The sequence below is a fragment of the Curtobacterium sp. MCSS17_005 genome (assembly GCF_003234225.2).
In the GTDB taxonomy this organism is placed as follows: Bacteria; Actinomycetota; Actinomycetes; order Actinomycetales; family Microbacteriaceae; genus Curtobacterium; species Curtobacterium flaccumfaciens.
The window spans coordinates 2,496,902-2,514,718 of record NZ_CP126258.1; the positions used below are offsets into that span (position 1 = coordinate 2,496,902).

Annotated in this window: 19 protein-coding genes and 1 tRNA gene; 7 read left to right on the forward strand and 13 right to left on the reverse strand. The window is 70.8% G+C overall.

The genetic code is table 11. The features are described from left to right. Nucleotides 1–38: 38 nt before the first annotated feature. Nucleotides 39–1,190, reverse strand: coding sequence for an SLC13 family permease (locus tag DEJ20_RS11920; protein ID WP_111236609.1), 1,152 nt, complete (start codon nt 1,188–1,190; stop codon nt 39–41). 93 nt (nt 1,191–1,283) lie between these two features. On the opposite strand from DEJ20_RS11920, the gene DEJ20_RS11925 reads away from it, so the two are divergent. Further along, the gene (locus DEJ20_RS11925) at nt 1,284–1,472 is read left to right on the forward strand and encodes a hypothetical protein (protein WP_027466522.1); all 189 of its coding nucleotides are present in this window, start codon (nt 1,284–1,286) and stop codon (nt 1,470–1,472) included. A gap of 124 nt (nt 1,473–1,596) precedes the next feature. On the opposite strand, the gene DEJ20_RS11930 is transcribed toward DEJ20_RS11925, so the two are convergent. Continuing rightward, nucleotides 1,597–2,760, reverse strand: coding sequence for a mechanosensitive ion channel family protein (locus DEJ20_RS11930; protein ID WP_111236578.1), 1,164 nt, complete (start codon nt 2,758–2,760; stop codon nt 1,597–1,599). A gap of 138 nt (nt 2,761–2,898) precedes the next feature. On the opposite strand from DEJ20_RS11930, the gene DEJ20_RS11935 reads away from it, so the two are divergent. Together DEJ20_RS11935 and DEJ20_RS11940 are read left to right on the forward strand one after the other, a co-directional pair. Beyond that, entirely contained in the window at nt 2,899–4,431 is a 1,533-nt protein-coding gene (locus tag DEJ20_RS11935; RefSeq protein WP_111236579.1) for an amino acid permease, read from the forward strand. 77 nt (nt 4,432–4,508) lie between these two features. Beyond that, the gene (locus DEJ20_RS11940; protein ID WP_146245503.1) at nt 4,509–4,808 is read left to right on the forward strand and encodes a hypothetical protein; all 300 of its coding nucleotides are present in this window, start codon (nt 4,509–4,511) and stop codon (nt 4,806–4,808) included. Nucleotides 4,809–4,831: 23 nt separating this feature from the next. On the opposite strand, the gene DEJ20_RS11945 is transcribed toward DEJ20_RS11940, so the two are convergent. From DEJ20_RS11945 to DEJ20_RS11975, 7 genes are all read right to left on the reverse strand, one after another. Then, nucleotides 4,832–5,470 (reverse strand): PepSY domain-containing protein, encoded by a 639-nt coding sequence (locus DEJ20_RS11945; protein WP_181431652.1) that lies wholly within the window; start codon nt 5,468–5,470, stop codon nt 4,832–4,834. A gap of 49 nt (nt 5,471–5,519) precedes the next feature. Continuing rightward, on the reverse strand, nt 5,520–6,917 hold the full coding sequence (locus tag DEJ20_RS11950) for a sensor histidine kinase (protein WP_111236582.1): 1,398 nt from the start codon (nt 6,915–6,917) through the stop codon (nt 5,520–5,522). Further along, entirely contained in the window at nt 6,910–7,587 is a 678-nt protein-coding gene (locus DEJ20_RS11955; protein ID WP_111089168.1) for a response regulator transcription factor, read from the reverse strand. Before DEJ20_RS11955 ends, DEJ20_RS11950 begins: the two co-directional genes overlap by 8 nt. A 157-nt stretch (nt 7,588–7,744) precedes the next feature. Beyond that, nucleotides 7,745–7,957, reverse strand: coding sequence for an SCO4848 family membrane protein (locus DEJ20_RS11960; RefSeq protein ID WP_027466517.1), 213 nt, complete (start codon nt 7,955–7,957; stop codon nt 7,745–7,747). Between the two features lie 162 nt (nt 7,958–8,119). Next, complete coding sequence (locus DEJ20_RS11965; RefSeq protein ID WP_111236583.1) at nt 8,120–9,046, reverse strand: hypothetical protein; 927 nt, start codon at nt 9,044–9,046, stop codon at nt 8,120–8,122. Continuing rightward, nucleotides 9,043–9,504 carry an ImmA/IrrE family metallo-endopeptidase gene (locus DEJ20_RS11970; protein WP_111236584.1) on the reverse strand — a complete coding sequence of 154 codons (462 nt, stop codon included), beginning with the start codon at nt 9,502–9,504 and terminating at the stop codon, nt 9,043–9,045. Before DEJ20_RS11970 ends, DEJ20_RS11965 begins: the two co-directional genes overlap by 4 nt. Next, the gene (locus DEJ20_RS11975; RefSeq protein WP_051596928.1) at nt 9,501–9,941 is read right to left on the reverse strand and encodes a hypothetical protein; all 441 of its coding nucleotides are present in this window, start codon (nt 9,939–9,941) and stop codon (nt 9,501–9,503) included. Before DEJ20_RS11975 ends, DEJ20_RS11970 begins: the two co-directional genes overlap by 4 nt. A gap of 101 nt (nt 9,942–10,042) precedes the next feature. Here DEJ20_RS11975 and DEJ20_RS11980 point away from each other — a divergent pair, with 101 nt between their 5' ends. Further along, complete coding sequence (locus tag DEJ20_RS11980) at nt 10,043–10,693, forward strand: YigZ family protein (protein WP_258377269.1); 651 nt, start codon at nt 10,043–10,045, stop codon at nt 10,691–10,693. Nucleotides 10,694–10,814: 121 nt separating this feature from the next. On the opposite strand, the gene DEJ20_RS11985 is transcribed toward DEJ20_RS11980, so the two are convergent. Then, nucleotides 10,815–10,887 (reverse strand) — tRNA-Lys (locus DEJ20_RS11985). 95 nt (nt 10,888–10,982) lie between these two features. Here DEJ20_RS11985 and bcp point away from each other — a divergent pair. Next, on the forward strand, nt 10,983–11,453 hold the full coding sequence (bcp, locus tag DEJ20_RS11990) for a thioredoxin-dependent thiol peroxidase (RefSeq protein ID WP_111236585.1): 471 nt from the start codon (nt 10,983–10,985) through the stop codon (nt 11,451–11,453). Between the two features lie 145 nt (nt 11,454–11,598). Here the strand turns inward: bcp and DEJ20_RS11995 are convergent, their stop codons facing one another. After that, the gene (locus tag DEJ20_RS11995; protein WP_111236586.1) at nt 11,599–12,030 is read right to left on the reverse strand and encodes a hypothetical protein; all 432 of its coding nucleotides are present in this window, start codon (nt 12,028–12,030) and stop codon (nt 11,599–11,601) included. Between the two features lie 261 nt (nt 12,031–12,291). Here DEJ20_RS11995 and DEJ20_RS12000 point away from each other — a divergent pair, with 261 nt between their 5' ends. Further along, nucleotides 12,292–12,540, forward strand: coding sequence for a WhiB family transcriptional regulator (locus DEJ20_RS12000; RefSeq protein ID WP_017888820.1), 249 nt, complete (start codon nt 12,292–12,294; stop codon nt 12,538–12,540). A gap of 158 nt (nt 12,541–12,698) precedes the next feature. Here DEJ20_RS12000 and DEJ20_RS12005 read toward each other — a convergent pair whose 3' ends face one another. Further along, nucleotides 12,699–14,198, reverse strand: a complete 1,500-nt coding sequence (locus DEJ20_RS12005; protein ID WP_027466510.1) for a sensor histidine kinase — start codon at nt 14,196–14,198, stop codon at nt 12,699–12,701. A gap of 118 nt (nt 14,199–14,316) precedes the next feature. Here DEJ20_RS12005 and DEJ20_RS12010 point away from each other — a divergent pair, with 118 nt between their 5' ends. Continuing rightward, nucleotides 14,317–14,757, forward strand: a complete 441-nt coding sequence (locus DEJ20_RS12010; protein WP_111236587.1) for an Rv3235 family protein — start codon at nt 14,317–14,319, stop codon at nt 14,755–14,757. A 143-nt stretch (nt 14,758–14,900) separates the two neighbouring features. Here DEJ20_RS12010 and secA read toward each other — a convergent pair whose 3' ends face one another. Beyond that, the gene (gene secA, locus DEJ20_RS12015; RefSeq protein WP_111024364.1) at nt 14,901–17,681 is read right to left on the reverse strand and encodes a preprotein translocase subunit SecA; all 2,781 of its coding nucleotides are present in this window, start codon (nt 17,679–17,681) and stop codon (nt 14,901–14,903) included. Nucleotides 17,682–17,817 lie beyond the last annotated feature (136 nt).

A 17,817-nucleotide genomic window follows, 5' to 3' on the forward strand; every position in this document is an offset into this window, starting at 1 on the left:
CGGCACCGGCACCGCCTCGGCACCGGGCTCCGCCGGCGTCAGAGCGCGAGCGCCAGGACCCCGGCGACGACGGTGAGCGGCGCGACGACGCACCCGAGCGCCATGTACCGGCCCCACGACAGGTGTACCCCCTCGGCCGAAAGCCGTGCGTGCCACAGCAGTGTCGCGAGCGAGGCCCACGGCGTGATGAGGCAGCCGGCGTTCACGCCGATGAGCAGCGCCGCGTACCGCACGGCCTCGTGCCCGGCGGCCGGTTCGAGCACCAGGTACGCCGGCAGGTTGTCGATGCCGTTCGCGGCGACCGCGCCCGCACCGCCGAGCAGCAGCAGCGGGCCCGTCCCGGTGCCGCCCTGCAGCGCGTGCACGATCGGGTCGGTGATGCCCGTCGTGTGCAGCGCCTCGACCACCACGAAGAGCCCGGCGGCGAACAGCAGGGTCGACCACGGCACGCGGGACACCCGGAGTTCGGACGGTGACCGGAACGCCGCGACCACGACGAGCACCACGGCGGCCAGGACCGCGGCGATCCACACGGTCACCCCGGCCGTCAGGGCGACGACGAGCGCGACCAGCACTGCGGAGGCCGCCCAGAAGAACACGGGGTCGCTCGGCGTGCGGACGGACACCGGCGAGTAGCGGCCGAACAGCTTGCCGCGGAACACCACGAGCAGGACGACGCACGGCACGACCACCCCGGCGGCCGCGGGCCAGGCCATCAGCCCGGCGAACGGCAGCGGGCCACCGAGCCCCATCCGGTCGACGGCGAGCAGGTTCGTCAGGTTCGACACCGGCAGCAGCAGCGAGGCCGTGTTCGCGAGCCAGACCGTGGTCAGGGCGAACGGCATCGGGGGTAGTCCCACGCGCCGTGCGAGCGAGATGACGATGGGAGTGAGGAGCACCGCGGTGGTGTCGATCGACAGGAACACGGTGCAGAGCACGGCGAGCACGACGACCGCACCCCAGAGGCCGATGGTGCGCCCGCCACCGACCCGGGCGGCGACGTCGGCGAGGCGGTCGAACACCCCGGCGTCCGCAGCGAGCTCGGCGACGATGGTCAGCCCGAGCACGAACCCGAGGACCGGCAGGACCCGGTCGGCGAGCACGGCGAGGTCGTCGAGGGGCAGCAGCCCGAACACGACGCAGACCGCGCCGACCACGAGCAGGGCCGCTCCGATGACCGCTTGGCGCACGAACACTCCTCCGGCAGACACCGCGGCAGGGTGACCGGCGGCGCTCCAATGTACGGGCCGGTAGCGTTGTCAGCACGACGACAGGAGGCCTCTGTGCGCAAGTTCATGTTCAACGGTGCGGTGTGGAGTTCGCTCATCAGCGGCTACAGCGTGCTGCAGACCACCCGCCAGGGACCGCGTGACTGGCGGCTCGCACTGACCTGGGTCGCGTGGCTCGCCACGACGATCGTGGCGATCGGCACGGTCGTCGAGGACGACCGCGCGGTCAAGGCGCGCCAGTAGGTCGAGACGCGGCAGGCGGTCGCAGACGCGACCGGACTGACGGACGGGAGGCCCGGTGCCAGCTGGCACCGGGCCTCCCGTCCGTCAGCCGTCCCGTGCACGGCACGTCGGTCACGTCACCGGGTCAGCGCTCGGACTCCGGGATGCCGGAGGTCTGGATCGGTCCGGTGAAGAGCGCACCGCGCTCGTCGTCGCCGAACAACTGCGAGTCCCCCTCTGCCGGGCGTCCGCGTCGGCGCGGTGCCGCCGCACCCGGCTCGGTGAGCTGCACCCGCTGGACCGGCAGGGCGTCCGGGTGGGTGCGCTGGATCCACTCGACCATCTCCTCGCGGACGTAGCAGCGGAGGTCGAACAGGCCGCCGGCGTCGGGTGCGGTCACGAGGATGCGGACGCGGACCAGTCCCCCGACGGCGTCCGTGACCTGGAGCACCTTGACCCGGCGGTCCCAGATCGTCGAGGTGTCGAGGATCCGGTCGAGCTCCGCCCGCATGTCGGCCGGGCTCACCCGCCAGTCGAGGTCGAACTCGACGGCGCCGAGCAGTTCGCTGCCGGTCCGTGTCCAGTTCTCGAACGGCGTGCTCGTGAAGTACGTCGACGGCAGCACGAACCGACGGTCGTCCCACAGGTGCACGACGACGTAGGTCAGCGTGATCTCCTCGATCCGACCCCACTGCTGCTCGACCACGACGACGTCGTCCACCCGGATCGACCCGGAGAACGCCAGCTGCATGCCGGCGAACACGTTGCCGAGCGTGGACTGCGCGGCGAGGCCCGCGACCACGGAGATGAGACCGGCGCTGGCGAGCACGCTCGCGCCGGCCGCCTCGACCCCGTCGAAGGTCAGCAGGATCGCGCCGACCGCGATGATGACGAGCACGGCGACGGTGAGCCGCCGGATGATGAGCACCTGGGTGCGGATGCGACGCGCCTGCCGGTTGTCGGGCACGTCGATGCGGAAGCGGTGCAGCCCGAGGTCCTCGAGGAAGATCGCGACCTGGCACGCGAGCCAGCAACCGGTCCCGATCGTGACGATCAGGAAGGCGTGCGTGACCTCGTCGCGCCACGGGTACGCGTCGGCGTTCCGCGGGATGCTCGACGTGAACGCGATCCAGAGCAGGACCACCAGCAGCACGGTGCGGAAGGGGTGCTTCGTCCGTCGCGAGAGCACGCCGGCCCAGCGTTCCCGGCGCGCGATCGCCCGCAGGACCAGGTGCAGGACGAGGGCGACGACGGCGGTGACGAGCAGGGCGAACCCGATCGCGACGAGGAGTCGGAGGAGGATGTCCATCCCTCCATGCAAGCAACGGACGACGGTCGTCGTCCAGGTTCGGGCCGCCGTCGGCTGTGCGGACGTTCAGCAGCTGCGGTTCGACAGAACCGGGGTTTGCGTGACGGCCCGGTCCGGTGCGCATGTAGGTTGTCGCGCATGACAGCGCAGAACGACACGGGTGGCAGCCGAGCGCCGGCGAACGACTTCTCGCACGAGCAGGAGGGCTACCAGCACGGTCTGAAGCCCCGGCAACTGCAGATGATCGCGATCGGCGGCGCGATCGGCACCGGCCTCTTCCTCGGTGCCGGTGGACGCCTGCACACCGCGGGTCCCGCGCTCGCGCTGACCTACCTGGTCGCCGGGATCTTCGCCTTCTTCATCCTCCGGGCCCTGGGCGAGCTGGTGCTGCACCGCCCGTCCTCGGGGTCGTTCATCTCGTACGCCCGCGAGTTCTACGGCGAGAAGTTCGCGTACGCCGCCGGCTGGATGTACTTCCTGAACTGGGCGATGACCTCGATCGTCGACACCACCGCGGTCGCGATCTACCTGCAGTACTGGTCGGCCTTCACCGCCGCACCGCAGTGGCTGCTGGCGCTGATCGCTCTGGTCGTCGTCCTCGCCGCGAACATGGTCGCCGTGAAGGTGTTCGGTGAGCTCGAGTTCTGGTTCGCCCTGATCAAGGTCGCCGCGCTCGTGGCGTTCCTCGTCGTCGCGATCATCTGGCTCGTCTTCGCGTTCCCGGTCGAGGCCGGCGGCGAGGCCGTGCGCACCGGGTTCACGATCTGGGGCGACAACGGCGGGCTGTTCCCGAACGGGCTGCTCCCCGCGGTCATCGTGATCCAGGGCGTCGTGTTCGCGTACGCGGCGATCGAGCTCGTCGGCACCGCGTCGGGTGAGACGCAGAACACCGAGAAGGTCATCCCCCGCGCGATCAACTCCGTGGTCTTCCGCATCGCGGTCTTCTACGTCGGCTCGATCATCCTGCTCTCCCTGCTGCTGCCGTACACGGCCTACAAGGAGGGCGAGAGCCCGTTCGTCACGTTCTTCTCGTCGCTCGGCAACCCGCAGGTCGGGTCGATCGTCGGCGGCATCATGAACTTCGTCGTGCTCACGGCCGCACTGTCGTCACTCAACGCCGGCCTGTACTCGACCGGCCGCGCGCTGCACTCGATGGGCATGAACGGCTCGGCGCCGAAGTGGACCACGAAGATGTCGAAGGGCGGCGTCCCCTACGCCGGCATCCTGCTCACCGCGGCGTTCACCGTCGCGGGCGTCGTGCTGAACTACTTCGTGCCGAGCCAGGCGTTCGAGATCGCCCTGAACATCGCCAGCCTCGGCATCATCACGGCGTGGGGCACGATCATCCTGTGCCAGATGCGGCTCCGCCAGTGGGCCAAGCAGGGGCTCGCCAAGGAACCCACCTTCCGGCTACCGGGAGCGCCCGTCACTGCCTGGCTCACCCTGGCGTTCCTCGCCTCGGTCATCGTGCTGATGGCGATCGACTACCCCGTCGGCACGTACACGATCGCGTCGCTCGTCATCGTGATCCCGCTGCTCATCGTCGGGTGGTTCCTGCAGCGTGACCGCATCCTGCGCATCGCCGCCCTGCGCGAGGGCGTCACGGGTCCCTACCCGATCGGCGTCCGCGACCCCGCCGCCTCGGTGCGACGCGACGGCGACGGGAGCTAGCGCTCCGCTTGTCCCCGGAACGCAAGGCCCCCGGCGCCGAACACGAGCGGTCCGGCACCCGTCGCTACCATCAGCGGGTGCCGGACCGCTCTCCTTCTCCCACCCTCGACCTGCAGCTCAGCTGGCGAGGTGCCTACGGACGCCTCCGGGTGTTCGCGGATCGTCTCGAGGCCGAGACCGACTACCAGCGCGAGACGCGGACGACGGTGCCGATGGACGCGGTGCAGGGGTGGCGCCTCGGACCGTGCGACGAGGACGCCGTCTGCGTCGAGTTCCTCGCGGGGCAGGACACCTACCGGGTGCTGCTGGACAGCCCGGACGAGCAGCTCGCGGCACTGGCGATCCGGAAGGTGCTCGGCCCGCCGCTGGAGTCCTGAGGACGCGGGTGCCGGGGCCCGGGTCAGTCGTCGGTGTCGACGCGGTCGGTGACGACGTCACCGGAGCCGGCGTCGATGCGCACGCTGTGCTTGGTGCCGGACGAGTCGAGCACGTCGCCCTCCCAGACGACCGTGCCGACGTGGTCGTCGAGTCCGAGTTCGGTCACGGTCCCCGCGTGCAGGTCCTGGAAGGCGTCGACGGCCTGCTTGACGCTCAGGTCGGCGGCGGCGACGAAGCGCTCGTGCTCGGCCTTGTCGTCCGCGTCGGCGGCCTCGGTCTGCGGGGTGCCGGCGACCGAGGTGCCGTCGGCGTTCGTGTGCACCTCGTGCTCGGTGCCGTCCTTCGTCACGACCAGGACCTCGTAGGCGGAGGCGCCCTGCTCCCGCTCGACCGAGATGACGGTGCCCGAGCCGACCTCACCGCGTGCGGTGGCGACGGCGGCGAGCAGGGTCTTGTTCGAGCCGGCGGACGCGACGCCGGACGATGACGAGCCGGTGCCGGTGCCGGCCGAGTCCGTCGCCGACGAGCCGGCCGAGCCGGTGTCGTCGTCCGAGTCGTCGCTGGCGCAACCGGTGAGGGCGAGCGCCGCGACGATCGGCAGGGCGGCGAACGCGGCGATGCGGCGGGCGGAGGACTTCTGGTGCTGGGTACGGGAGTTCATGTGGACGAGCATCGCGTCGGGGTGCTGAAGCAGCCCTGAAGCCGCCTGTTCAGCCGCCGAGTGCGATGCGGACGACGAACCGCGCGCCGCCGAGCGGCGACGTGACCACGGTCGTGTCACCGCCGTGGGCCCGCACGGCGTCGCGGACGATGGCGAGGCCGAGCCCCGCGCCGCCGGCGTCCTGGCTGCGCGCCTCGTCGAGACGGACGAACCGCTCGAAGACGCGCTCGCGCTCGTCCTCGGGGACTCCGGTGCCGTCGTCGTCGACCGTGAGCACCGCGGACCCGTCGTGCTCGGTGAGCGACACGGCGACGCGTGTGCTCGCGTGCCGGACGGCGTTGTCCACGAGGTTCCGGACCACCCCCGCCAACACGCGCTCGTCGCCGAGGACCCGCGCTGCCGAGATCGCCGAGCCGTCCACCCGCACCACCGGGGCGTCGCCGTGCCGCTGGGGCGCGACACCGTCCGTCGACCGTGCTCGCGCGCGGGCGACCGCGTCGAGCGCCAGGTCGTCGAGGTCGACGGGGCGCCGCGTGCGGATACCGCCCTCGTCGAGGCGGGAGAGCTCGAGCAGCCCGGTGACCAGGTCCTGCAGGCGCACCGCCTCGGACCGGACGACGTCGGCGAGGTCGGCCACCTCGGTCCGCTCCGGGTGCGCGACGGCGACCTCGGCGTGCTGCCGGATCGACGCGATCGGCGACCGGAGTTCGTGGGAGGCGTCGGACACGAAACGCCGCTGGCTCTCGGCGGACCGTTCGAGGCGGTCGAGCATGGCGTTCATGGTGCTCGCGAGCCGGGCGACCTCGTCGCCGGTGTCGGGCACCTCGACCCGGGCGTCGGGACGGGCCGCCCGGATCGTCTCGACCTCGGTGCGCATCCGCTCCACGGGCCGCAGCGAGCGCCCGGTGACGGCCCAGGTGACCGCGACCAGCAGGAGCACCAGCACGGGCACCCCCACGGCGAGGAGCACGACGGCGGTGCGGACCGCAGTGTCGGCCTGGTCGAGCGTGGCGCCGTAGACGAGCGTCGCTTCACCGCCGCCGGGCAGGTCGACGTCGTCCGCCACGAGCAGCCAGCGTTCGCCGTCGTGCGTCCACCGGGATTCGTCGGCGGTCGGTAGGGCGTCCCCGTCGGCGTCCTCGCCGTACGCCAGGACCGCCCCGCCGCCGCCGATCACCTGCACCAGGACGTCCTCGTAGCCGGTCACCGCGGCCGCACCGTCCGCCTCGACCTGCGAGGAGACCTGCTCGAGACCCGCCTCGGCCGAGGTCCGCACGCCGTCGAGCAGCACGAGCCGCAGCACGACGACGAACGTGACGGCACCGATCACCAGCGCCGCGAGGACGACGACCCCGGCGCCGAGCGTGGTGCGGGCCCGGACCGACCGGGCGCGCCGTGACCGGGCCGGAGCGACTCCGCGCGCACCTGGCTTCGGCCGCTCAGCCACCGTCCGCCGCCAAGCGGTACCCGGCGCCACGGACCGTCTCGATCGCGGTGCGCCCGAACGGTCGGTCGAGCTTCCGGCGGAGGTGCCCGACGTAGACCTCGACGATGTTCGGGTCGCCCTCGAAGTCGACGTCCCAGACGTTCTCGATGACGTCGCGCTTCGACCGGACCTGTCCCGGGTGCCGTGCGAGGTACTCGAGCACGGCGAACTCGCGACTGGTCAGCTCGACGGGGGTCTCGCCGCGGGCCACGGTGCGCGCCGCGGGGTCGACCACCAGGTCGCCGAGGGTCAGCACGGTCGGGCGCTCACGGGCACCCCGTCGGACGAGTGCCCGGAGCCGTGCGACGAGCACCGGGTGCGAGAACGGCTTGGTGACGTAGTCGTCGGCCCCCGCGTCGAGCGCCTCGACCTGGTCCCACTCGCCGTCCTTGGCGGTCAGCATGAGCACGGGGGTCCAGTCGCCGTCGGCGCGGAGCTGCGCGCACACGGCCCAGCCGCTCAGGCCGGGCATCATCAGGTCGAGCACGATCGCGTCGTAGCGGAACTCACGCGCGTGCCACAGACCGTCCACGCCGTCGTTCGCGACGTCGACCGCCCACCCCTCGGCCTCGAGGCCGCGGCGCACGCCGTCGGCGAGCCGGACCTCGTCGTCGACCACCAGCACACGCATGGGGTCGATCCTGCCGTGCCCCGCTGAAGCAGGGCTGAAGCGGCCCGCCAGCGCGGCTCGCGACGGTGCCCGGGGCGGACGGGAGGCCCGTGGCGGCGCCGCCACGGGCCTCCCGTCCGGTGGTGGTCCGGACCAGGGCCGCGCCGACCCGGCGTGCTCAGACCAGCAGCAGGATCCCGGCGATCACGGACGCGACGGCGATGGCGAGCGCGATGAGCAGGAGCACGAGGTGCACCGTGTAGAACGTCGTCGGCTTGCCGGCGGCGTCGCGGGCACGGGAGTCCTTCGCGACGCGCTGGAAGAAGCGCGGCCAGGTGACGACGTTGAAGACGGCGCCGATGAACAGGACGACTGCGGCGAAGACGAGCACGGGACGATCCTAGTGAACGTTCGCGGCGACGATGCCGGTACGGCGACGCCGGGCGGGTGGTGCTCGGCCGCCCCCAACGCGGCCGAGTCCCGACCCGGCAGGCCACAGGATCTGTAGCACTTGCTACAGACTGTACACGGCCTGTTCGGCAGCGTCGAGGGACTACACGGTCTCGAGCGCGGCCTCGGCGTCGGCGAGGGCGGCACGCTCGGCGTCGGTCAGGGACGCCCGTGCACCCCGGACGCCGTCGTTGATCTCGACGATGCGGCGGCTGAGCCGGGTCGCCGGGTCGTCGGTCGGCGGGTAGGCGTTGTCCACGCCGATCCGTTCGTGCAGCGGTGCCAGGCGGCGGAGCGCATCGTCCACGCGGCGGGCACGGCGGCGACGGGAGATCCGGTGCCCGACGACGAGCAGGAGCATGCCGGACGCCACGCACAGCACGGCCCCCGGCGTGGTGACGTCGTAGGGCAGCGAGAGCGCGTGCGTGACGTCCAGGTCGCCGGCGACGTGGGCGACGTCCATCACGACGACCACGACCATGCGGACGACCCCGAGCACCCCGCCGAGGACCAGGACCCACAGCCCCACCAGGTCGGTGGTCGTCCGGGCTTCGCGCAGCCGGAGCACGCAGATGAACCCCGTGGCGCCGAGGGCCACTCCGAGGTACACGGTCTGCGCGATCGAGTAGACGGTGGCAGCCGGGTGCGAGCCGGCGTCGAGCATGAAGGTCGTCGTCGTCGCGGGCTTGTCGAGCACGGTGAACGCGACGACGACCACCACGACGACCACGGCGAACGACACCACGACCGCGTTCCGGAGCCAGGGCCGCGCCGCGCCGACCGCCTTCGCCACGCCCCACAGCAGCGTGCTCGTGCCGGCCACCATGAGGCAGTCGCTGATGACGGTCACGACGTTGAACCCACCGAGCCGTGGGTCGAGCCACCGGTACAGCGGGTCGACGTTCGTCACGATGGTGGCGGCGAAGAGCAGGAACGTGAACGCCAGCGTGCGGTCCTGCCCGCGTTGCAGGACCAACAGCACGATCGTCCCGACGATGAGGAGCACCGCCTGGACGACGGCGATGATCACCCGAAGACCCCGCGGAAGGCGCTCGGGCGGCCGCGGTGCTGGCGGATCACGGTGGCCAGGCGGTCGGCGAAGACCTCGGCCTCGTGCTCGTAGGTGTTCGAGAACATGCCCCGGGCCAGCGCACGCTCGACCTTGTACTCGGGCAGGTCGGGGATGACGTCGCGGATGTATGCGCTCTGCGGGGCGTGCTCCTGGTGCCGGTGCAGGACGTGCCCGAGCTCGTGGCCGATGACGAACGACCGGAACGTCGGCGAGGCCGTCGGTGAGATCATCACGAGGTGCGCGTGCTCGAGGGTGGCCACGAAGCCGCACACGGGCTCGGCGGCCAGGAACGACTCCTCGCGCACCACGATCGGCTTGCCGACGACGTCCGCGGCGGCGGCGACGGCCTGGTCGACGTCCGACCACCCCTCGGCAGTACCACGAGCCCAGAACGCCTCGACGAGGGCGTCGGTCATGCGACGCTCCCCCGCTGCGATTCCTCCTCGAGCACCTCGGCGATGCGCCGCAGCGCGTCGGGTGAGAGTTCACCGGGGAAGGTCCGGGCCGCGAATCCGCTCACGCGGGCGGAGCGCAGGGACCGGACGAGGGCGAGCTGGGCACCGATCCGTTCCGGTACCTCGCTGTCCTCGAGCAGGAAGCGCTCGTCGACCTCGAAGTACCCGGCCAGCAGGCGCAGGAGCTCGGTGTCGCGGTTGCGGCGGCCGTCGCCGGAGAGCATGTAGGTCCACTTCGCCCGCGACAGCGACCCACCGTGGGCCGCGACGTACTCCTCGATCGAGGAGAACGGCACCGGGGCGCCACGCTGGGACTCCTCGAAGTCGAGGAGCAGGTTGAGGCGGCGCGCGAGCTCGGCGGCGTCGAGCGCCCCGCCCTTCAGATCACCCGTGTCCATCCCGGACTCCTCCCCAGCCGTGTCCGCGCGACCTGTGGGTCCGGCGCGTGGACGCCATGCTAGCGCGGGCGCCCGGCACGCGCGCCGCTACCCTCGTGGGCATGCCCCGCCGCTTCCCCGCCACCGTCGCGGCACCGGTCGAGCACGAGATCGTCATCACGAAGTCGCGGTTCATCACGACCGTGGCACCGGTCTCCGGGGTCGAGGACGCCGACCGCGTGATCGCCGAGGTCCGCCGGCGGTACTGGGACGCCCGGCACAACTGCACGGCGATGGTCACCGGCGTGCTCGGCGACCAGGCCCGTTCCTCGGACGACGGCGAGCCCTCCGGCACCGCGGGCGTCCCGATGCTCGAGGTCCTGCGACGCCGCGGGCTGACCGACGTCGTCGCGGTCGTCACGCGGTACTTCGGTGGGGTGAAGCTCGGTGCCGGCGGACTGGTCCGGGCCTACTCGACCTCGGTGTCCGAGGCGCTCGACACGGCGGTCCTCGTCCGTCGCGAGGCCCTGACGCAGGTGCGCTTCGACGTCTCCCACGGCGACGCCGGTCGCCTCGACAACGTGCTGCGCGACTGGGTCCGGCACCACCACGCGACGCTCGGCCAGCCCGAGTACGGGCAGGCGGCGACCTTCGAGGTGTGGGTCCCCCACGAGGCGCTCGGCGCCCTGACGGCTGACCTCGCCGCCGCGTCGGCCGGTTCGCTCCAACCCGTCGTCGGCGAGGAGCGGATCGTCGACGTCCGCGCCGGTTGACGTGCCCGCCGACTGAATTCGCGGTTCCTGCACACCTCGGGCGTGTCTCCGCGTCGGCGTGGAAACCTGCCGCGAACGCACGAACGCCCCGACTCGATGAGCCGGGGCGTTCGTCCTGCGGTGCACCCCCTCGGACTTGAACCGAGAACCCACTGATTAAGAGTCAGTTGCTCTGCCAATTGAGCTAGAGGTGCATGTTCCGGCTTCCGTGCCGCAACGGGAATCAACAATAGCATGGGTTTCGCGCGCCCACGACCACTCGTGGGCGCACGACGCGAACAGGAGCACCATGACCGACCGTCTCGTCCCCGGCGACACCGCCCCCGACTTCACACTGCCCGACCAGGACGGCGCCCGGCACTCCCTCGCTGCCCTTCGTGGCAAGAAGGTCATCGTGTACTTCTACCCGGCGGCGTCCACCCCGGGCTGCACCACCGAGGCCTGCGACTTCCGCGACAACATGTCCTCGCTGCAGGCCGCCGGCTACGAGGTCCTCGGCGTCTCGAAGGACGAGCAGGCGAAGCTCAAGACGTTCCAGCACGAGCAGGCGCTGACCTTCCCGCTGCTGAGCGACCCCGACCTCGCCGTGCATAAGGCGTACGCGGCCTGGGGCGAGAAGAACAACTACGGCAAGATCGTCACCGGCACGATCCGGTCCACGATCGTGGTCGACGAGGACGGCACCGTGCAGCTGCCGCTCTACAACGTCAAGGCGACCGGTCACGTGGCGAGCCTGCGGAAGAAGCTCGGCCTGGTCTGAGGACCGGCCACGCACCGGAGGCCCGGTGCCCGTTCCGAGAACCGGCACCGGGCCTCCAGTGTGTCCGGTCTGCAGACCGGCCTCGCAGGCTCGGCCGGCGCTGGCGCCGCGCGCCGCTGGCGCGTCGGCCAGTGCGGGGCGCGCGCTACTCGGCCGGACGCGCGAGCGCGGCCGTCACCGACCGCGACAGCACCAGCGTGATGCCGAGCAGGGCCGGGACGAGCAGCACCCAGCCGACCGCGGCGACCCGGAAGACGCCCTGGAATGCACCGATCGCGATGGCGCCCTGCAGGACCTGCCAGACGATGATCCCGGAGCGCACCCACGGCCGGCCCTGCCACAGACCGTTCAGGAGCGCACCGAGCCAGAGCGCAGCGATGGCGACGAGGACGGTGAGGGCGATGCCGGAGGCGATGCTCGTGGCCGGGGCGACGACCAGTTCGACGACCAGGACGACCGTCACGACCACCAGCGCGAGGAACTCGAGGCCGACCACCGCGAGCAGCCCCAGCATCGCCGGCGACCGGCGCGCGACGGGTGCGGAGGGTTCAGTGTCGTTCGGGGTGTCGTCGTGCACAGTGATCCTCCAGCATCGGAACCCTTGATTTGGCCCTACCAGTATGGAACGATATTGGAGGTCGTTTGGACGGCACGATGTGGTGTGCGTCTCCCGTGGTTCATCGCTCCTCCCCCGAGCGTCTCGCGGGCGTCAGACACGCTTCCTGCGGACTCCTCCCCACAGTTGTCCCCTCCATGCCGCATGCATGGTCAGCGGTCCGATCCCCCGAACCACGGCCCCGGCCTGCCGTTCGAGCATCGACATCAAGGAGCACCACACATGGACTGGCGTGACAAGGCTGCCTGCCTCACCGCAGACCCCGAGCTCTTCTTCCCCGTCGGGAACACCGGGCCCGCCGTCGACCAGATCGAGAAGGCCAAGTCGGTCTGTGCGCGTTGCACGGTCACCGAGATGTGCCTGCAGTACGCACTCGAGAACAACCAGGACTCGGGTGTCTGGGGTGGTCTCAGCGAGGACGAGCGTCGTGCGCTGAAGCGTCGCGCCGCCCGCGCTCGCCGCGCGTCCTGACCCCGGTCGTCTGACACCACGACGCCCGTCGTCCCCTCGGGGGCGGCGGGCGTCGTCGTGCGCGCGGGGCGGCTGCGACCGGAGGAACCAGGTTCCGGACACAACACCGTGGATCTCCGTGGTGCTGTGTCCGGAACCTGGTTTCGGCGGTGCAGAGGCTAGGCGGGGGCGGTCAACCAGCGGAACGGGATGGTGATCGTCACCTCGGTGCCGCTGCCCGTCAGGGTGTGCCAGTCGATGGTGCCGCCGAGCTCGCCCTGGATGAGCGTGCGGACGATCTGCGTGCCGAGCCCCGAGCCGACCTTGCCCTCGGGGAGCCCCACGCCGTTGTCGCGGACCTCGATCTCCAGGTGGTCGTCGAAGCGGCGGGCGACGATCTCGACCTCGCCGTCACGGCCGTCCAGCCCGTGCTCGACGGCGTTCGTCACGAGCTCGGTGAGTCCGAGGGCGAGCGGCGTCGCGGCCTCGGAGGGCAGCACCCCGAACTCGCCGGTCTTCTTCGGGTGCACGGTGGTGTTGTGCGACGCGGCGACCTCGGTCACGAGCTTGAGCACCGAGTCGAACACCTCGTCGAAGTCCACCGTCTGACTGAGGCCGCTCGACAGGGTGTCGTGCACGACGGCGATGGCGGCGACGCGGCGCATGGCGTTCTGCAGCGAGGTCCGCGCCTCGTCCGAGTGCGTGCGACGCGCCTGGATCCGCAGCAGGGAGGCCACCGTCTGCAGGTTGTTCTTCACGCGGTGGTGGATCTCGCGGATCGTGGCGTCCTTGGTGATGAGCTCGCGCTCCTGGTGCCGCAGCTCGGACACGTCCCGGCAGAGCACGATGGCACCGATGCGCTCACCGTGGTCGCGGAGCGGGATCGAGCGGAGCGACACCGTGACGCCCTTCGACTCGATGTCCGCCCGCCACGGCGCGCGGCCGGTGACGACGAGCGGCAGGGACTCGTCGACGTCGAGCTGGGCGCCGATGAGCTCGGTGGTGACCTCGGCGAGGGACTTCCGCTCGAGCTCGCCTTCGAAGCCCATCCGGTTGAACGCGCTCAGGCCGTTCGGGCTCGCGAACGTGACGATGCCGGCGGTGTCGAGGCGCAGCAGGCCGTCGCTGGCACGGGGCGCACCACGACGGGGACCAGCCGGTGCACCGAGGTCGGGGAAGTCACCGGTGGCGATCATGCCGAACAGGTCGTTCGCGCTCGCGGTGAAGTTGAGCTCCTGGCGGCTCGGGGTCCGCATCTCGTCCTGGTTGGAGTGCCGGGTGACGACGGCGATCGGCCGCTCGGTGGTCTCGGCGCTCTTCGCGCTCAGGCGGCGGAGCACCGGGATCGCGCGGACGCGGGTCGGGGTGTCCTCGTACCAGTCCGGCTCGGCGGAGTCGACGACGCGCGATCCGGCGAAGCTCTCGGTCACCTGGCCGCGCCACTCCTCGCGGATCTCCTGGCCGACGATGTCGCGGTAGAACAGCGTCGCCGCGGAGCTCGGCCGGGCGTGCGCGACGGCCACGAACGAGCCGTCCTCGGCGGTCGGGACCCAGAGCACCATGTCGGCGAAGGACAGGTCGGCGAGGAGCTGCCAGTCCCCCACGAGCAGGTGGAGCCACTCCACGTCTGCTTCCGAGGAACGGCCTTGCGCGAGGACGAGGTCACTGAGGGTCGACACCCAGCCAGTCTAGGTCCGCTGCCTTGTGGAGAACGTCGCCCTCTCCACAGGGTGGACCGGTGTGTATTTCGTATGTCGCACGCCCCATACGCTCGCTCCAACGACGGAAGGGGCAGGGGTGGCAGAGCAGGCACGCCGCATCGATCACGAGACGACGACGGCGCACCCACCGCCGCTGCGGATCGTCGAACCGCCACCGGAACCCGCCGCGGCGACCGGCCTCCCGGACCCGGCGACGACCGCGCGGGCGCTCGGGCTCTGCGTCGCCGAGGTGCTCACCGGCGCGCGGGAGGTCGACAGCATCGCCCGCTGGATCAGCGACGACGTGCAGCGCCACCTGCAGCAGCGAGCCGCGGTGGCAGCGCACGCCCGGGGTTCCGGTCGGCGGGCACGCGGGCGCCCGGTGCTCCGGGTCGGCAGCGTCCTCGTCTGCCGCCCCGCGGCAGGCGTCGCCGAGGCGACGGTGGTCGTGCACGCGCGCAGTCACGCCCGGGCGGTCGCCATGCGGCTCGAAGAGCGACACGGACGGTGGCAGGCGACCGCGATCGGGGTCCTGTAGCCGGGGTGCGGACGGACGGGAGGCCCGGTGCCAGCTGCCACCGGTCCTCCCGTCCGTCGGCGGTCACGCTCGGTGAGCAGGAATGGTCGGGTCCCGAGGTGGGACCCGACCATTCCTACTCACGATGCGCTCGCGCGCCGACGCTAGTTCTTCTTGGCGGCCTGACGACGCTCGGCGCGGTTGCTCGCCGCGGCCTGACCGGAGGCCGTGGCCGCGTTGCCGAACGCGGAACCCTGCTCCGGCTCGGCGGCCGCTTCGGCCTCGGCCTGGGCGCGCTGCGCGCGGGCGGTCGCGGCCTGCTCGAGGCGACCCTTCTCGTCGCGGACCTCGACCTCGCCGTCGATCGACGGTGCCGAGTACTCGAGGCCGGAGACCTCGTCCTCGCCGAGACCCTTGGCCTCGATGACCGCGTTCTCGCCGTCGGACTGCACCTGGACCTCGAGGTTGAACAGGTAGCCCACGGACTCTTCGCGGATCTGCCCCATCATCGTCTGGAACAGGGCGTAGCCCTCGCGCTGGTACTCGACCAGCGGGTCACGCTGCGCCATCGCGCGGAGGCCGATGCCGTCCTTCAGGTAGTCCATCTCGTACAGGTGGTCGCGCCAGCGGCGGTCGATCACCGAGAGCACCACGCGACGCTCGAGCTCACGCATCGCCTCGTCGCCGAGGAGCTCCTCACGCTGCTGGTAGGCCAGCTTGGCGTCGGAGAGGATCTCGCGGGCCAGGAAGTCACGCGACGCCTTGCCCTTCGAGCCGGCCTCGGTGATGACCTCGTCGATGGAGATCGAGATCGGGTAGAGCGTGCCGAGCTCGGTCCACATGGCGTCGAGGTCCCAGTCGTCCGGGGAGCCTTCGCCGGTGTGGCTGTCGATCACGTCGTCGATGACGGCCTTGAGGAACGACTGCGCGCGGTCGTGCAGGTCGTCGCCCTCGAGGATGTGGCGGCGGTCGCTGTAGATCGCCTCGCGCTGGCGGTTCAGGACGTCGTCGTACTTCAGGACGTTCTTGCGGATCTCGGCGTTGCGGCCCTCGACCTGCGCCTGGGCGGACCGGATCGCACGACCGACGAGCTTGTTCTCGATCGCCAGGTCGTCCGGGACGTTCGAGCGGCCCATCAGGCTCTCGGCGGCACCGGAGTTGAACAGGCGCATCAGGTCGTCGGTCAGCGACAGGTAGAAGCGGCTCTCGCCCGGGTCACCCTGGCGGCCGGAACGACCACGCAGCTGGTTGTCGATGCGGCGCGACTCGTGGCGCTCGGTGCCGAGCACGTACAGGCCGCCGACGGCGCGGACCTTGTCGCCCTCTTCCTCGACCTCGGCCTTGACGCGGGCGAACACGTCGTCCCACTCGGCCTCGTACTCGTCGGGGGTCTCGGTCGGCGACAGGCCCTTGGCGTGCATCTCCTGCACGGCGAGGAACTCCGCGTTGCCGCCGAGCATGATGTCGGTACCACGGCCGGCCATGTTCGTCGCGACGGTCACGGCGCCGAAGCGGCCGGCCTGGGCGACGATCGCGGCTTCACGTGCGTGGTTCTTCGCGTTGAGGACCTCGTGCTTGACGCCCTGCTTGGCGAGGAGCTTCGACAGGTACTCGGACTTCTCGACGCTCGTGGTGCCGACGAGGACGGGCTGGCCCTTCTCGTGGCGCTCCGCGATGTCCTCGGCGACCTGCTCGAACTTCGCCTTCTCGTTCTTGTAGACGAGGTCGGTCTGGTCGATGCGCTGCATCGGCTTGTTCGTCGGGATGGGGACGACGCCGAGCTTGTAGGTCGACATGAACTCGGCCGCCTCGGTCTCGGCGGTACCGGTCATGCCGGAGAGCTTCTGGTAGAGGCGGAAGTAGTTCTGCAGCGTGACGGTGGCGAGGGTCTGGTTCTCGGCCTTGACCTCGACGCCCTCCTTCGCCTCGATCGCCTGGTGGATGCCCTCGTTGTAGCGGCGGCCCATCAGGATGCGGCCGGTGTGCTCGTCGACGATGAGCACCTCGCCGTTCATCACGACGTAGTCCTTGTCCTTCTTGAACAGGGCGACGGCCTTGATGGAGTTGTTCAGGAACGAGATGAGCGGGGTGTTCGCCGACTCGTACAGGTTCTCGATGCCGAGGTAGTCCTCGACCTTCTCGATGCCGGGCTCGAGGACACCGACGGTGCGCTTCTTCTCGTCGACCTCGTAGTCCTCGCCCGGGGTGAGGCGCTTGGCGATCGAGGCGAACTCGGTGAACCAGCGGTTGGCCTCGCCCGAGGACGGACCGGAGATGATGAGCGGCGTGCGGGCCTCGTCGATGAGGATCGAGTCGACCTCGTCCACGACGGCGAAGAAGTGACCGCGCTGGACCATGTCGGACGCCTGCCACGCCATGTTGTCGCGCAGGTAGTCGAAGCCGAACTCGTTGTTGGTGCCGTACGTGATGTCGGCGGCGTACTGCTCGCGGCGCTCGGCCGGGGTCTGGTTCGCGATGATGCAGCCGGTGGTCATGCCGAGCGCGCGGAAGACGCGGCCCATGATCTCGGACTGGTACGACGCCAGGTAGTCGTTGACCGTGATGACGTGCACACCGCGCGACGGGATCGCGTTGAGGTAGGCGGCGGTCGTCGCGACGAGGGTCTTGCCCTCACCGGTCTTCATCTCGGCGATGTTGCCGAGGTGCAGTGCAGCGCCACCCATGAGCTGCACGTCGAAGTGCCGCATGCCCAGGGTCCGCTTGGCGGCTTCACGCACGGCGGCGAACGCCTCGGGCAGGAGGTCGTCGAGGGTCTCGCCGTTGGCGTACCGCTCGCGCAGCTCCTTGGTCTCGTCGTGGAGTTCCTCGTCGGTGAGGCTCGAGAAGTCGTCCTCGAGGTCGTTGATGGCCGAGGCGTACGCCTTCAGCCGACGGAGGGTTCGTCCTTCGCCGATGCGGAGGACCTTCTCCAACACGTTTGCCACGTGAACTCCTTACGAGGTCGTCGCGCGCGACCTGCGCGCCCGATCGACCAGTCATGCTAGCAACCCGCGAACGCACGGCGCTGTGAGCGGCGCGGCTGTCGCGGACACGGGTGTGCGCGGCCCGCGAACGGACCGC

Excerpts from the sequence above, each read along its gene's own strand:
- DEJ20_RS12000 (WP_017888820.1), top strand. The coding sequence starts at position 12,292 with ATGGACTGGCGTGACAAGGCTGCCTGCCTCACCGCAGACCCCGAGCTC.
- DEJ20_RS11945 (WP_181431652.1), bottom strand. The coding sequence starts at position 5,470 with ATGAACTCCCGTACCCAGCACCAGAAGTCCTCCGCCCGCCGCATCGCC.
- bcp (WP_111236585.1), top strand. The coding sequence starts at position 10,983 with ATGACCGACCGTCTCGTCCCCGGCGACACCGCCCCCGACTTCACACTG.
- DEJ20_RS11930 (WP_111236578.1), bottom strand. The coding sequence starts at position 2,760 with ATGGACATCCTCCTCCGACTCCTCGTCGCGATCGGGTTCGCCCTGCTC.
- DEJ20_RS11975 (WP_051596928.1), bottom strand. The coding sequence starts at position 9,941 with ATGGACACGGGTGATCTGAAGGGCGGGGCGCTCGACGCCGCCGAGCTC.
- DEJ20_RS11980 (WP_258377269.1), top strand. The coding sequence starts at position 10,043 with ATGCCCCGCCGCTTCCCCGCCACCGTCGCGGCACCGGTCGAGCACGAG.
- DEJ20_RS11935 (WP_111236579.1), top strand. The coding sequence starts at position 2,899 with ATGACAGCGCAGAACGACACGGGTGGCAGCCGAGCGCCGGCGAACGAC.
- DEJ20_RS11970 (WP_111236584.1), bottom strand. The coding sequence starts at position 9,504 with ATGACCGACGCCCTCGTCGAGGCGTTCTGGGCTCGTGGTACTGCCGAG.
- DEJ20_RS11955 (WP_111089168.1), bottom strand. The coding sequence starts at position 7,587 with ATGCGTGTGCTGGTGGTCGACGACGAGGTCCGGCTCGCCGACGGCGTG.